General features: G+C 41.6%; 17 protein-coding genes. 12 read left to right on the top strand and 5 right to left on the bottom strand.

From position 1 onward, the window contains the following. Positions 1 to 110: 110 nt before the first annotated feature. From A361_RS07110 to A361_RS07120, 3 genes are all read left to right on the top strand, one after another. Entirely contained in the window at positions 111 to 839 is a 729-nt protein-coding gene (locus tag A361_RS07110) for an AzlC family ABC transporter permease (protein ID WP_019381442.1), read from the top strand. Next, the gene (locus tag A361_RS07115) at positions 832 to 1,137 is read left to right on the top strand and encodes an AzlD domain-containing protein (protein WP_009331384.1); all 306 of its coding nucleotides are present in this window, start codon (positions 832 to 834) and stop codon (positions 1,135 to 1,137) included. Before A361_RS07110 ends, A361_RS07115 begins: the two co-directional genes overlap by 8 nt. 166 nt (positions 1,138 to 1,303) lie before the next feature. Then, on the top strand, positions 1,304 to 2,596 hold the full coding sequence (locus tag A361_RS07120) for a M48 family metallopeptidase (protein ID WP_009331383.1): 1,293 nt from the start codon (positions 1,304 to 1,306) through the stop codon (positions 2,594 to 2,596). A gap of 45 nt (positions 2,597 to 2,641) precedes the next feature. On the opposite strand, the gene A361_RS07125 is transcribed toward A361_RS07120, so the two are convergent. Further along, entirely contained in the window at positions 2,642 to 3,286 is a 645-nt protein-coding gene (locus A361_RS07125; protein ID WP_019381443.1) for a Type 1 glutamine amidotransferase-like domain-containing protein, read from the bottom strand. A gap of 63 nt (positions 3,287 to 3,349) precedes the next feature. Further along, positions 3,350 to 3,586, bottom strand: a complete 237-nt coding sequence (locus A361_RS07130) for an IDEAL domain-containing protein (protein WP_009331381.1) — start codon at positions 3,584 to 3,586, stop codon at positions 3,350 to 3,352. A gap of 199 nt (positions 3,587 to 3,785) precedes the next feature. Between A361_RS07130 and A361_RS07135 the strand changes: the two genes are divergently transcribed. Beyond that, complete coding sequence (locus A361_RS07135) at positions 3,786 to 4,340, top strand: competence protein ComK (protein ID WP_019381444.1); 555 nt, start codon at positions 3,786 to 3,788, stop codon at positions 4,338 to 4,340. A 98-nt stretch (positions 4,341 to 4,438) separates the two neighbouring features. Here A361_RS07135 and A361_RS07140 read toward each other — a convergent pair whose 3' ends face one another. Then, entirely contained in the window at positions 4,439 to 4,828 is a 390-nt protein-coding gene (locus A361_RS07140; RefSeq protein ID WP_009331313.1) for a hypothetical protein, read from the bottom strand. Positions 4,829 to 5,060: 232 nt separating this feature from the next. Between A361_RS07140 and A361_RS07145 the strand changes: the two genes are divergently transcribed. From A361_RS07145 to lepB, 4 genes are all read left to right on the top strand, one after another. Further along, positions 5,061 to 7,046, top strand: a complete 1,986-nt coding sequence (locus tag A361_RS07145; protein ID WP_019381445.1) for a S9 family peptidase — start codon at positions 5,061 to 5,063, stop codon at positions 7,044 to 7,046. Positions 7,047 to 7,605: 559 nt separating this feature from the next. Further along, entirely contained in the window at positions 7,606 to 8,535 is a 930-nt protein-coding gene (locus tag A361_RS07150) for an LCP family protein (RefSeq protein ID WP_026041679.1), read from the top strand. Positions 8,536 to 8,666: 131 nt separating this feature from the next. Further along, positions 8,667 to 9,290 (top strand): TVP38/TMEM64 family protein, encoded by a 624-nt coding sequence (locus tag A361_RS07155; RefSeq protein ID WP_019381447.1) that lies wholly within the window; start codon positions 8,667 to 8,669, stop codon positions 9,288 to 9,290. A gap of 27 nt (positions 9,291 to 9,317) precedes the next feature. Continuing rightward, positions 9,318 to 9,872, top strand: a complete 555-nt coding sequence (lepB, locus tag A361_RS07160; protein ID WP_009331306.1) for a signal peptidase I — start codon at positions 9,318 to 9,320, stop codon at positions 9,870 to 9,872. Positions 9,873 to 10,020: 148 nt separating this feature from the next. Here lepB and A361_RS07165 read toward each other — a convergent pair whose 3' ends face one another. Continuing rightward, positions 10,021 to 10,347, bottom strand: a complete 327-nt coding sequence (locus A361_RS07165; RefSeq protein ID WP_019381448.1) for a hypothetical protein — start codon at positions 10,345 to 10,347, stop codon at positions 10,021 to 10,023. Positions 10,348 to 10,598: 251 nt separating this feature from the next. On the opposite strand from A361_RS07165, the gene fabG reads away from it, so the two are divergent. Genes fabG through A361_RS07180 form a run of 4 tightly spaced genes read left to right on the top strand, consistent with a single transcriptional unit; the run spans position 10,599 to position 13,190 of the window. Further along, the gene (fabG, locus tag A361_RS07170) at positions 10,599 to 11,339 is read left to right on the top strand and encodes a 3-oxoacyl-ACP reductase FabG (protein ID WP_019381449.1); all 741 of its coding nucleotides are present in this window, start codon (positions 10,599 to 10,601) and stop codon (positions 11,337 to 11,339) included. Positions 11,340 to 11,393: 54 nt separating this feature from the next. Continuing rightward, positions 11,394 to 12,572, top strand: coding sequence for a thiolase family protein (locus tag A361_RS07175; protein ID WP_019381450.1), 1,179 nt, complete (start codon positions 11,394 to 11,396; stop codon positions 12,570 to 12,572). Next, complete coding sequence (locus A361_RS30810; RefSeq protein WP_236887999.1) at positions 12,553 to 12,858, top strand: hypothetical protein; 306 nt, start codon at positions 12,553 to 12,555, stop codon at positions 12,856 to 12,858. Before A361_RS07175 ends, A361_RS30810 begins: the two co-directional genes overlap by 20 nt. Beyond that, positions 12,810 to 13,190: a GNAT family N-acetyltransferase gene (locus A361_RS07180; RefSeq protein WP_236888001.1), complete on the top strand. Its 381-nt coding sequence runs from the start codon at positions 12,810 to 12,812 to the stop codon at positions 13,188 to 13,190. The genes A361_RS30810 and A361_RS07180 overlap by 49 nt, the downstream gene beginning before the upstream one ends. 33 nt (positions 13,191 to 13,223) lie before the next feature. Here the strand turns inward: A361_RS07180 and A361_RS07185 are convergent, their stop codons facing one another. Next, positions 13,224 to 14,378, bottom strand: coding sequence for an MFS transporter (locus tag A361_RS07185; RefSeq protein ID WP_019381451.1), 1,155 nt, complete (start codon positions 14,376 to 14,378; stop codon positions 13,224 to 13,226). Positions 14,379 to 14,477: the final 99 nt, after the last annotated feature.

A 14,477-nucleotide genomic window follows, 5' to 3' on the forward strand; every position in this document is an offset into this window, starting at 1 on the left:
TATAACGCACGAATGTATAATATACTATACCAGCGCATCATGCTTTAATATTAAGTCTATTATAGTATAATTTTCAGGCTGGTATTATATTTTTTAAGGCGGTGAGCATTATGGCAGAACTTGCAGTCGGCAAGCCTTCCGGGGAGTATAGGAAAGGGGTGCAGTCGGGAATCAGCATCGCGATAGGATATGCACCCATCGCTTTAACATTTGGGCTGCTCGCCAAAACAACTGGTCTTTCAATTGGTGAAACAGCTTTAATGAGTTTGCTCGTATTTGCAGGGGCAGCACAGTACATATCCCTGAGCCTTCTTTCATTGGGAACGGGCATATTTGAAATTGTTTTGACAACTTTTATCGTGAATATCAGGCACTTCTTAATGTCAACCTCTCTTAATGAAAAGTGGGATGATGAACAGGCTGCTAACAAGGTAATTTTATCTTTTGGGATTACGGACGAAACTTTCTCAGTTGCAGCAGTACGTGAAGAAAAGGTAACAAGCGGTTATATGCTTGGGCTTATCTCGGTTTCCTATTTAAGCTGGGTCTTTTGCTCAGGGCTTGGGCACCTAATTGGTGGGAGCCTTCCGCAAACCTTGCAGGAAAGCATGTCTGTTGCTCTTTATGCCATGTTTGTCGGCCTTCTCGTTCCGTCTATGAAAAAGAGTGCAAAAGTTGTTTTTCTTTCGGCACTGGCAGCGTGTTTTAACACAATTTTCACTTTGACTAATACGCTATCGACTGGCTGGGCAATTGTGCTGGCCACGCTTTTGTCAGCTGTAATAGTAGAATGGATTGAAAATGCAAAAAACAGGCACAGGGGGCAGGGGCATGAGTAGCCATATCGTGTGGATGATTGTTGGGATGGCAGCAGTTACGTATATCCCAAGACTGCTGCCTTTTGTGCTTTTTAAGGGGAAGGAGCTTCCCGGGTTCGTTCAGGGGATATTAAAGAATGTGCCGTATGCGACCTTAGGGGCACTTATTTTTCCAGGCATCCTGTTTATAAATGAAGATATTTGGTTTGGGCTGCTCGGGGCAGCTGCTGCTTTTCTAGCAGCCTTTTTAGGTGCAAATGTGATTGTTGTTGTATTAGGATCGATTGCTGTGTTATCTGTATATTCTTTCTTATTTTAGAAAAGATTATTATTGATGTTCTTTAGCCGGTTCCTTCTAGAACCGGCTTTTTCAATAGAACTCCTGTGAAAGGCTAATAACTTGGATTGTCCCATCAAAATAGTTCTAATTCCAGATTTTTATACTAAACTAAATATAGAAAGGTTGTACCATAAGGGGGGATCAGATGGCGCGGAAATTAGGCTTTTACGGGGCGCTGGCCTTTTTTGTATACGGTTTATTTTTTTATTGGTATTTATTCTATTTTGCTGACAGCAGTCTGCCCTTTGAGTATGAAGGCTCACGGGCAGATCCGGCAACTTTCCTGAACGGCAGGGAACTGATGCTCAGTGAGGAATATTCTAAAATAAGAAACCTGCTGTTTTTTATTTCTACACCTTTTGAATGGATTTTCTATTTATTCATTCTCTTATTTGGCTTATCGAAGGCTTTTAAGAAGTGGGCTGAACAGACTGCACCTTATAAATTCCTGCAAACGGCGATTTATTTGATTTGGCTTTCTTTTTTCGCGTTTATTGCTACTATGCCATTAAGCTATATCAGCTTTTCACTTTCAAAAACGTATAATATCTCGACACAGAGCTTCAGCGGATGGATGAAGGATGAACTCATTGATTTTTGGGTTAATTATGGAATGATGGTTCTCATAGTGTCTGTATTGTACTGGCTGATTAATAAGAGCAGGAAGAGATGGTGGCTTTATGCCTGGTTATTGTCTGTTCCATTTACCTTATTTATGATGTTCCTGCAGCCTGTTGTCATTGACCCTCTATATAATGATTTCTATCCTTTGAAAAACAAGGAACTTGAAACGAAAATTCTAGATTTGGCAAATCAGGCTAAAATACCGGCGGAACATGTCTTTGAAGTCGATATGGCAGAGAAAACAAATGCGCTGAATGCATATGTGACTGGTATCGGATCAAATTCAAGAATTGTTCTATGGGACACAACCCTGAATAAATTAACTGAAGATCAGATCCTGTTTATAATGGCACATGAAATGGCCCATTACGTGGAAAAGCATATATATATCGGAATTGGCGGTTACTTGCTGCTTTCCCTGCTGGGCCTTTATTTGACAGCCAAAATAATGGAGAAAGCAGTCGATAAATGGGGACGGGCGCTTAAAATTCCTGCGGTAAATGATATTCGGTCCCTGCCGCTGTTTTTGATGATTCTTTCGATGCTGCTTTTTATTTCAAGTCCTCTATCCAATTTTGTTTCACGGTATCAGGAAACAAGGGCAGACCGCTATGCCATCGAAATGACGACGGACTCAAAAGCAGCAATAGAAACATTTCAGGAGCTGACACGTGCCGGTTTAAGCCAGGTTAATCCGCCGCTTCTCGTAAAAATATTCCGGTATGGACATCCAACCATGCTGGAGCGTATTTCCATGCTCGAAGAATTTGAAATGGAACAGAGGCAAAAAGAACGGAAGCAGGCGGCAGACTGATTTGACAATAATATGAGAAAAAAGCAGGCCATGTGGCTTGCTTTTTTATATTTCATTCTTATAAATATGTATGCCGCCTTCACTATCAGTCTGAATTTCATTATAAAAATAAATGCCTGCATCATCATCAATTCCATAACCAGCCGTGACATTGGTTTTCCCCGCTGCCCTCTTTAAATTTTCCCCTTCATTCCATTTAGTGAAATGGACACTAATGACACAATCCCTGATTAACCCGATACCTTTCAGAAAGAGATGCTGTTTTTCAGATGTATCAATAGGGGGAATTATGCAATGCTCCGGGATAATTAGGGCACCTGCCGAAAAACCTGCTACAGGAATACCGTTCTTGTACATCTTGCCAATGTATTCTCCCACTTCAGTATCAACAATATAACTTCTGTATTTTTCCGTTTCACCGCCTCCAATGATGACCCCGGTACAGGACACCAATTCTTGAAGAAAAGATTCTGGTGGTGCAGGGGAAAGAGGCAGATAACAGAAATTCCTTGCGCCATTTTGAGTTAAGCCGGAAGTATACTTATTCATATAGCCTTCCCAGCCTTCCCTTTCCAAAAAGAGTATAGCTATTTTGCCAGCCGCTCCACAAGCCAGCTCCGTAAACTTTTTTCCAAGCCTTTGCCCGAATGGAGGGCTTCCGCCCATTAAAAATAAATGCCTGCTGTCCAATAATTTTCTCCTGCCTTATTAAAAATAAAATACCCCGCCGATTGGCGGGGGCAAACTGGTTTACTAAGTGCCAAAACGTTTGGAAAGTTCTTTGTACTGCTTTGATAAATGCATAAATGACGGTTTATTTCTTTCATCAATTGCTGCGTCTATTTTATTCATCAGCTTTTCTTTTTCAGTATTCAGCAGAATCTCGGTAACAAGCATATCAATATAAAGGTCAAGAACAAAAGAATCCTTATGGTTTTTCCGTTTTATCCCACTGGTTTTCATCAATTCGGTGTATGATTTTTCCTTCATGGAAATCACCCCTGAGCTTTTTAATATTATATGGAATTGCCTCTAAATATTCAACTAAGTTTTTTAAATTTTAAGAAAATATTTTCAGAATGTCGAAATTGTGAACAAATTAGAAACTATTAAATAAATTAGTAATTTTTAGATAAATTGGTGTTAATATGGAAAAGCGAGAGCGAAAATAGATAGGAGATGAAAACATATGAGCCATAATACCCAAATGATCGAGGAGTATGAAGTCAATCCAAATACAATGATTATCAAACCCCTCGCTTATGGGCTGAAAGTTTATTCGCAAATCTGGGAGCTTGATGATGAGGTGACTTCCCCTTTTAAGCCGATCGATATAATTAAAAGCAGCTGCAAATATTTTGGATCAAGCTATGAAGGCAGAAAAGAGGGTACACGCCAATTAACCGGCATTACCCATAAAGCTCCAATAACGATAGACCCCACAAATTTCATTTATTTTTTCCCGACGGCTTCTCCAAACAATCCTGAATGCATCTGGATTGCATTGGATCATATCAATTATTTCAAGCGAGCGGAAAACGCACATACTCAAGTGGTTTTTAAGAATAAGCAAAGCTTCATTATTCCAGTATCTTATACTACGCTTAATAATCAGGTGCTCAGAACAGCTTTACTAAAAACGACATTGATAAGGAGGATAGAGGATTCAGAGAGAAAGGCATTGTACTTTGTGAATGGTTCCAAAATAATGAATGCTTCGGAGAGAACTGGAGCCTACCAATAGAGAAGGGAAAGGATAAATAAGAAGCATGCGGAATTTCATGCTTCTGTTTTTCGTGTGTATATTACATTATTAGCTGCAGGCTTTTCTTATTCCAAATATTAATTTGCCTTCAGATTTTTTCCTGGCCTGGGCATAGGTTTTTTAATAAGATAATATGTCATCAGCTCCTGGACTTTATTGCGGATGCGGGGGTTAAAGTAATTATGATGCTCCTCATATCCTTTGTAAAGGAACATGAACATAGTAAATGCCTCATCTCTCTTTATTTCCTGTACCTTAAGCTGGTGTTTATTCATATAGCGTTTTACCTCAGAGAGTTCACTTTGAATGACCTTCATTGTTTCTTCAACCAAATCAAGATAAGGCTGTTTTAGTTTAAACGGGCTTTTATTAATGACGATGGAGTCGCGATTTAAAATGGTTAGCACCATTGGCAAATAAATAGCCTGTTCCATGATATTACGGTCTTCCTCAGGAATTCTGGTCATGTTTTTTCTGCTCCCTTAATCAATAGTATCCTGTTAGTGTTACAGAACAAGTGTTCTCATTTAATTTTACAAAGGAATGTTTTTTCTTGCAAGAGCCTATATTTGTCGAAACGCTGTTATTCTTCATCATTTCCAATAATTAAAAAAAGTTTCAGCCGGCAGCGTATTGAGAAGGGATTTTATTTCTGATGTCGAAATAAAGAGGACAGCACAGTTAGAAAGGATGGAATAAATGACGCAAAAAAATACAATTAAACCGGAAGACCTTTATCAGTTAAAATCAGTAGCTGATCCGCAGCTATCCTTGAATGGAAATGACTTAGCTTTTGTTGAGACCAGAATGCTTGATGAGGAAAATACATATAGTTCAAATATTTTTTACTTAAATACCATTAAAGGCAATATGCCGGTTCAATGGACTTACGGCAAACATCGTAATCATTCGCCCCGCTGGTCTCCTGATGGGGAGTCAATCGCATTTGTATCCGACAGAGACGGAAAATCACAGATTTATGTGATGAGCAAAGCAGGAGGAGAAGCCAAACAGCTGACACACTGTGCAAATGGCGCTTCAAAGCCTGTTTGGTCACCTGATGGGAAGAAGATTGTTTTCAATCTTTCAGTAAAGCCTGGAGAAGATGCAGAAACAAAGGAAAATCAGGAAAAACAGACAGACAGGCCCCTTCCTCTTGAAATTGAAAAAATGAAGCACAAATCAGACGCCCAGGGTTTTTGGAGCGGAAGGTACAGCCAGGTTGCATTAATAGATATTGAAACTGGCGGAATGGAGCAGCTGACATCCGGAGAACAGGACTACCAATTGCAAGACTGGTCACCAGATGGAAAATGGATTGCTGTTACGGCAGATTTAAGTGAAGACAAAGATTTCTCTTTTCTAAGCGATGTCTATATTATCCATCTTGAAACAAAAGACATGAAAAGGATTACAAATGGAAAAGGTTATTTTGGAAGCGCCACATGGTCGCCGGATGGAAAATACATAGGATTGTTCGGGCATGAAAGGGAATACGAAAATGCTACGCATACAAAGGTCTGGGTGTATAATCTCGAATTTGGAAATCTGCAGTGCCTTACTGCAGAATCAGATATATTGGCTGGTGATTATGCCATCGGGGATTTCCAGCAGGGTACAGTAACACCGGGAATTCTTTGGGCAGAGGACAGCAGAAGCTTTTATTTCCTGGCAACTGACCATGGTAATACAGTTGTTTATTATGGCTCTTTAGATGGGGAATTATATCCTGCGCTGCTGGATCAGCAGCATGTATATGGATTGACAACAGGAGGAAGCGTCAATAAAGCTGTTGTAGCCATTAGCAAGCCGTCATATCCAGGGGATTTATTTTTGCTTGATGTCCCAACAGGGGAATTAAAACAGCTGACAAATGTGAATGAAGAGTTCCTGAAAGGTGTAGAGTTGGCAGATGCGGAGCCAATTCAGTTTAAATCTTCAGATGATTGGGATCTGCATGGCTGGATCATGAAACCAGCCCATCTGAAAGAGGGCGAAAAAGTACCGCTTGTGCTCGAAATCCATGGCGGCCCTCATGCCATGTATGCCAATTCATATTTCCACGAATTTCAATGTCTCGCAGCAAAAGGCTATGCGGTCTTATTTATCAATCCACGGGGAAGCCATGGATATGGCCAGCATTTTGTAGATGCTGTAAGAGGAGATTACGGGGGCAAGGATTATGAAGATATTATGGATGCAGTCGATTATGCGCTGGAAAACTTCGATTTTATCGATAAAGACCGGCTTGGCGTAACGGGAGGAAGCTATGGCGGGTTTATGACCAACTGGATTATTGGACACACCAGCCGATTTAAGGCGGCAGTCACTCAGCGATCCATCTCCAACTGGATCAGCTTTTATGGAGTAAGTGATATCGGCTACTATTTTACTGATTGGCAAATCAAGAGTGATTTGAATGATATAGAAAAGCTTTGGAAACATTCGCCGCTTGCTTATGTGAATGATATGAATACACCGCTGCTGATTCTGCACAGCGAAAAAGATTATCGCTGTCCAATTGAGCAGGCAGAGCAATTATTCATAGCTTTAAAGCATCGGAAGAAAACAGCAAAATTTGTGCGGTTCCCTGAAGCCAACCATGAGCTTTCCAGGAGCGGAAAACCGAATTTAAGAATCAGCCGCCTGAATTACATTGCCGGCTGGTTTGATGAATATCTATAAAAGAGTTACCGCAGGCCCTCGGGTTTGCGGTTTTTTGATAATATCAAAATTTATACCTTTGTACTTCGAGAGCTGTCTAGCGCAAGCAGCCTACCCCCTCGAGGTCACAAGCTTGTCTTGTTTCGGCTCCTAGGGACTCGGGGTCATAAGCCGTTTCCTTCCAGAAGGAAGGACGCCTTCTTACAGGAACCGTCTTATGCCTGTCGTCCCTGGGCAGTCGCCTCTACATTTCGGGCAATCCTCCCAAAAGGCAAAGGACGCCTTTCTGTGAGGCTCGACTTGTGCTCTTCGGGGGTGGGCAAGGAGCTTTTTCTAATAGAGCTGTAAAGTAACATCAAAATCGCCGATATATCAATGAAATCAGTTTTCATATAGGGTAAAGAAACTATTTAAAATAAGTTGCAACGAAACCAATTCATCTGCAAAGTATAAGGGTATACAGGATATACCAGCAGTGATATCGAAACTTTTTTATGGAAACCGAAGTCGAATATAGGTGAAGGTATTTTCATACCCGCGGCAGAATTATAATTTAACTGCAAAGAAAGGACTTATTCTTATGAGATCAGATAGACATGAAAAGAAGAAAAAGAAAAAAAAATGGAAGTCCGTCCTCCTGATTCTGTTTCTCTTGATTGCAGGAACCCTTGGCTATTCGTATTTTCAGTTCAAGCAAGGTGTTTCCCAGACAGAGGGAGAGGCAAATATACAGACAGAAGAGTTTGAATTTAACGGTGAAAAAGATAAATATGGAGGAACGAATATTCTGATCCTTGGAAGTGACGCAAGGGGAAAAGAGAAATCAAGGGCAGATACCATCATGGTTGCCCAATATCATCCTGAAAAGGGAACATATAAACTTATTTCTTTTATGAGAGATATGTACGTGGACATACCGGGCCATGGGCAAAACAGAATAAATTCAGCTCTTGCTTATGGTGGTCCTGAGTTATTAAGGCAGACGATTAAGGAAAACTTTGATATAGATATTAAATATTACTCAATTGTTGATTTCGAAGGCTTTGTTCATTTAATTGATGAAGCTTTTCCAAGAGGGGTAGAAATTGATGTAGAAAAAAGAATGTCTGCCAATATCGGTGTTACTCTGGAACCGGGTCTGCAGCGCCTTGATGGAGAGCATCTCCTTGGGTATGTCAGGTTTAGGCAGGATGCCGTAGGGGATTTTGGAAGAGTAGAACGCCAGCAGAAGGTAATGAAAGAAGTAGCAAGCCAGTTTACAAGCCTTCAGACCATTACAAAGCTTCCGAAACTAATCGGGGTAGTAACTCCATTTGTAAATACTAATATGGATACGGGAGATATTCTTTATATCGGGAAAGATTTCTTATCTAAGGATAACAGGAATGTAGAGACTCTTCGTGTTCCTGTTGATGGAACATTTGAAAACCAGAGAATTAATGGTGCTGCTGTTTTAGGCATTGATAAAGAGGCAAACAAAGCGGCTATCCATGAGTTTCTTTCGAAATAAAAAGGTAGAAACACAGTTTTTGGCGGATTAGGTGTACAATAAAAGGGTAAGTGGTAAAACTAGGGGAAACTTCCCTTTAATGATAATCGAACGAATAGGACTTTGCTGCATATTGGACAAGGAGATATTAAATGGATTTTGAACTGTTCAAAGATTGGTTTACATTGGATAATATAATGGATTTAATTCGGGAATATCGTTCATTTGGACCGCTCCCCGGTATTCTGCTTCCAATGCTAGAAGCATTTTTGCCTTTTCTGCCCCTGGTTTTGTTTGTTATGGCAAATGCGAGTGCATTTGGTCTCTGGCTGGGTTTCTTATACTCCTGGCTCGGCGCGGTCGCAGGAGCGCTGCTCGTTTTCCTGCTGGTCAGGAAATATGGCCAGAAACGAATACTCCGTTTTTTGAAGAAGCATAAGCAGGTACAGAGGCTTATGAAATGGGTGGAAAAGCATGGGTTTGGACCATTGTTCATCCTGCTCTGTTTTCCGTTTACTCCTTCGGCAGTCGTAAATATTGTCGCAGGGCTTTCGAATATCAGCATGGCTCAATATATGCTGGCAGTCCTGAGTGGCAAAATAGTGATGATTTTTACAATAAGCTTTGTCGGATATGATATCAAATCATTAGTAACACAGCCAATTCGGACAGCCATTGTTGCATTGGCCATTTTCATTCTTTGGTATGTCGGCAAAATCATTGAAATAAAGATGAATATGAGCGTAGAAAAAGATCGCGGGAATAAAAAGCAATGAATGCATAAACATTGGGGGAGATGAAATGTGAAGGAAGGATTGAGAAAAGAAGGAGCGGAATGGCTGAAGGCTTTTGCAATTGGCATCATTATCTTTGCTTTTATACGGACTTTTTTCTTCTCCAATTATGTTGTGGAAGGTGAATCCATGATGCCCACTCTTCAGGATGGAAATAAACTGATTGTGAATAAAATCGGTTATCAGGTGAGCGACTTAGAGCGCTTTGACGTAATTGTTTTTCATCATAATGATGAAGAGGATTTTGTAAAAAGAATTATAGGGATGCCAGGGGATGAAATCGAATACCGCAATGATGAACTATTTATAAATGGTAAAAAAGTGGATGAGCCATACTTGGAGAAATACCGGAAAGAAACATTGGGCGGCAAACTGACAGGTGATTTTACACTCCTGGAGATGACGGGCACTGAAACGGTTCCAGAGGGAAAACTATTTGTTATGGGAGATAATCGCCTCGGAAGCTGGGACAGCAGACATTTTGGATTTATTTCAGCCGGCCAGGTTGTAGGAAAAGTAAACCTGCGCTATTGGCCGCTTGATGAAATGGATGCGTCATTCTAAACTAACTTATCTTGTGAAAAAAGGGACTCGATAATACTAATTATTCGAGTCCCTTTTATTTTACTGTCTAGCTTTCGCAGCGCCTCCCCCTCGAGGTGTCGGGGGTGGGCAAGGCTCTTGCGCTTTTCTAATTTGCAGGCAAGATATCTCAGATAACATGCAAATTAGGATTATTCCTATATTCAGGTTCACAGTTTACACATACGTCTTCATCATAATCAGTCATATTGACATCTTCACGATTGTATTCAATTCCGCAAAGGGAGCAGGCAACCATTTTTTCTTCTTCCATTTCTTCTGGGGGAATTGGGATAGCGTCATTAATTGTAATGGGTTCTACGGTAACTCCGCGTGTATTGGCCATTTCGGCATTTAAATATTCCTTTGCCGTTTCTTCACTTTCCCAAAATCCCAAATCCCATAACAGCTCCTTGGCATCTCCGTTTTGAGCCATCAAGCCATAAACAACTTTCATGATAAATGCTCCTTTCAATTTTGCTGTCTTTTGTTTTATATTTCTTAGCCTTTTTTTACAGCGGCTAAACCGATTCAAAAAATTACCATCAGTTCCCTTGGAAGACCGGGAATGCTTTTTAACCAGGAGATTATATTGCAGGGGACAAAGGAAAAATTGCAGGCTTTGTCGAATAATAGTCTGAGTAAATGAAAGGATCTGTTTCAGAATCCGATGTCGGAATATTTAAATATATCACGGAGGTGCAATTGATGAGGCTGAAGGATAAAGTCGCCATTATTACAGGTGCGGCGAATGGAATTGGTCTGGCTGCTGCCGAAAAGTTTGCAGGTGAAGGAGCGGTGGTAGCTATGGCTGATTATGATGCAGACATGGGAATTACCAGGGCACAAGAGCTGAAGGAAAAAGGTCTTCAGGTTGAGTTTTTTCAGGTTAATGTCTCGGACAGGCAAAGCATAGACAGTATGGCGGAAGCTGTAAAAGCGGCATTTGGAAAAATTGACATCCTGATCAATAATGCAGGAATTACGAGGGACGGGATGCTGGCAAAGCTTGCTGCAGATGATTTTCAGGCGGTTATGGACGTGAATCTGACAGGTGTCTTTCATTGTACACAAGCAGTCCTTCCATTCATGCTGGAACAGGGAAGCGGAAAAATAATCAATACGTCCTCTGTATCGGGAGTCTATGGGAATGTCGGACAGACAAACTATGCGGCAGCCAAAGCGGGTGTATTGGGGATGACCAAAACATGGGCAAAAGAACTCGGCAGAAAAGGAATCAACGTAAATGCCGTTGCCCCAGGATTCATCTCAACCGGTATGACAGCAAAAGTACCGGAAAAGGTTATTGGCCAAATGCAGGGCATGGTTCCGCTGGGCAGACTTGGAAAACCGGAAGATATTGCGAATGCATACCTGTTTCTGGCTTCCGATGAGTCGGATTATGTGAATGGCACGGTCCTTCATGTAGATGGCGGCATCATGATGTAATGAACTGACTTCGAGCCTGTGCTCGATAATCAGAAGATTAATGAGGTGGAAAAGATGAGAAATGTTGTCATAACATCAGCAGTCAGAACACCGGTTGGCACGTTTGGAGGAGCGTTTAAGGATCTGCTGCCGACGGATTTGATTGTGCCTGTATTAAAAGAAGCTGCCGGGAGAAGCGGCCTGCAGAGCAATGAGGTGGATGAAGTGATATTGGGACACTGCATTCAGCGTACAGATGAACCGAATACAGCAAGAACAGCAGCTTTGCTTGCAGGCTTTGACGATACAACAACAGGGTTCACAGTCCAGAGGCAGTGTGCATCCGGTATGCAGGCAATTATGTCTGCAGCACTGCAGATTCAGTCAGGGATGTCAGATATCGTGATTGCTGGAGGAGTTGAAGCCATGAGCTCCAGCCCTTATGTATTAAAACAGCATCGCTGGGGCGCCCGCATGCAGCATGGGCAGGTAACCGATACCGTATGGGAAATTCTCGAAGATCCAATCCATCATATTATGATGGGGGAAACGGCAGAAAACCTGGCAGAAATGCATGCCATTACAAGAGAAGAACAAGATGAAGCAGCCTTGCTCAGCCACAGGAGAGCCTTGCATGCAATTGAAAACGGTTACTTTGATTCGCAGATCGTTCCAATTACTGTGAAAAGCAGGAAAGGAGAAGTAACCGTTACAAAAGATGAAAACCCGCGGGCAGATTTAACAGCCGAAAAGCTGCGAAGCTTGAGCCCTGTCTTCAGAAAGGGTGGCTCTGTTACAGCAGGAAATGCATCAAGCCTGAATGACGGCGGAGCAGCACTTGTCCTGATGCCGGAAGATCTGGCTCTGGACAAGGGACTGAAGCCTCTGGCAAAGATTGCTGGCTTCTCCGTGGCAGGAGTAGATCCAAAAGTAATGGGAATAGGGCCTGTGCCGGCAGTACAAAAAGGTCTTGCTAATGTAAGCTGGTCGCTTGATGATGCAGACTTGATTGAGATAAATGAGGCTTTTGCAGCCCAATATTTGGCGGTTGAGAAAGAGTTAGGCTTAAACCGGGACAAAGTAAATGTAAATGGAAGCGGAATCAGTCTGGGACACCCTATTGGATGTACCGGTGCGCGCCTTGTTGTGGGTCTCGTTCATGAATTAAAGAGAAGAGGCGGCCATAAAGGAATAGCTTCTCTATGTGTCGGAGGCGGGATGGGAGCCACAATATTTGTGGAAACGTACGAATAAAGAGTTCCTTCGGGGGCTCTTTATTTATCCAATAAGCGGATCCCATCCTGCAGAATTGATTTTTCCGGAGGTGAAGAAAGTGATAAGCAGTACGATATTGTCTGGAAAGAGGATCATTCTGGGATCGTTTATTGAGGATGATATTAAAAAGATAATCCAGTGGCATGCAGACGAAAAAATCATGCGAAACCTGGATGCTCTGCCGGTAAAACCCAAACAGGAAATGGAAATTAAGAAATGGCTTGTGAATGTCCGCAAAACACCTTCAGATTTTCGCTTAGGTTAAAAGAAGCAAATGAACTGATAGGATATGCGGAGCTAAACGGCATTCTATGGCCACACAGAACAAGCTGGATCACCATTGCCATTGCAGATGAAGCCGAATGGGGTAAAGGGTATGGAAAGGAAGCCATGCAATGCCTGATTCGCTATGCTTTTATGGAGCTGAATCTGTATAGGCTTCAGCTTTCTGTATTTTCCTATAATACTAGAGCAAAAACTCTTTATGAAAGTCTTGGATTCCAGAGAGAAGGCTGCTATAGAGAGTTTCTTGAGCGCGATGGAAAACGGCATGATATGTATCTATACGGGCTCCTGAGAAAGGAGTGGAAAGAGTGAAGAAGCGCGGAATAATTCCGCGCTTTATAAGATTTATTCTGGCTGACTGACAAAAGTAAATTCTTTTGACAAGTAATAGCTAAGAATGATATTCGTCAGGAAAAAGGCAAGAAGCAGATACAGTACATAATAATATTCAAGAATCATAACTGCCGGCGGGGCAAGGCTTGCTCCGGTTAATAGAAAAAAAGAATAGAGAGAAAGCGCTTTTGCACGGTCAGCCCCTGCAATCATGCCAATCAGTGTGATAACAGTGGGAACAAGAAGGGATATGGAAGCCACAAACATAATGGAAATTGCCATTAAGGCAATAGTGCTGCTGAAGAAAAACATATTAATAATGCTGAAAATCCCTAAAAGTAAACCAAGCTTTAATGTCGAATGGGCACCAATCCGCTCAATTAATTTTCCCGTAAAGAGAGACAGCAGCGCCCCGATTAGTCCCACAGCTCTTAATGTGAACAGCTCCTCCATGGTTCCCTCGAAATTCCTTCCTATTGCATCGTAAAAAGCTACAAAGGCAAACAGCAAAGTAAAGGTAATAGCATAGCTTTGGAGCAGGCTTCCCTTCATTAATAGTTTTTTCATAATAGAAATAACGGAAACCCCTGATTTGGAAGGAGGAGAAGTGCCTGGAAGTATTTTATACGATACAAGGAAAAGAATAAAATAGCAAAACGCAAAGAAATAAAAAGCATAGTTCCATTTAAAATAAAAAGTAATTGTCGAACTGATCAGCTGTCCAAGAATGCCGGCGACAAGGAATCCTGTATTGATAAAAACAAGCAGCAGGGTGCGGCCCCTCGGCCTGAAAAGATCAAAGGTATAAGCGAAGGCAACAGGAGCAAAGCTCCCAAGAGTCAGCCCCTGAATCGACCTGGTTATATAGAGAGCCTCTACATTAGGAGAAAGCCCTACAGCACAAGTGGACAAAGCAGAAGCAAACAAACCTGTAATAATAATTCTGCGCCTGCCAAAGGTATCGGAAGCAGGGCCAAAGAATAGCAGGCCGGCTGCATAAAAAAATGCAAACAGGCTTCCACCGCCAACAATATAATTTTCATTTACCTGAAAAGAGTCAGCAATATCCCCGTAAATAGGGATTAGTGTATAAATATTGCTGGCCACAAAAACTCCTGTAACTGTCAAAATGACTGAAGTTGCAATCAGGATCTGTTTTGAAATCATCCTTATCACCTGCCGATATACTTTATGCACAAAACCTCGTATAGGTAAGTTGTCATTTCCACAATTTTGAAGAACCCCATTCGAAAAATTGAACAGCTT

This window comes from Cytobacillus oceanisediminis 2691 (assembly GCF_000294775.2).
GTDB lineage: Bacteria > Bacillota > Bacilli > Bacillales > Cytobacillaceae > Cytobacillus > Cytobacillus pseudoceanisediminis.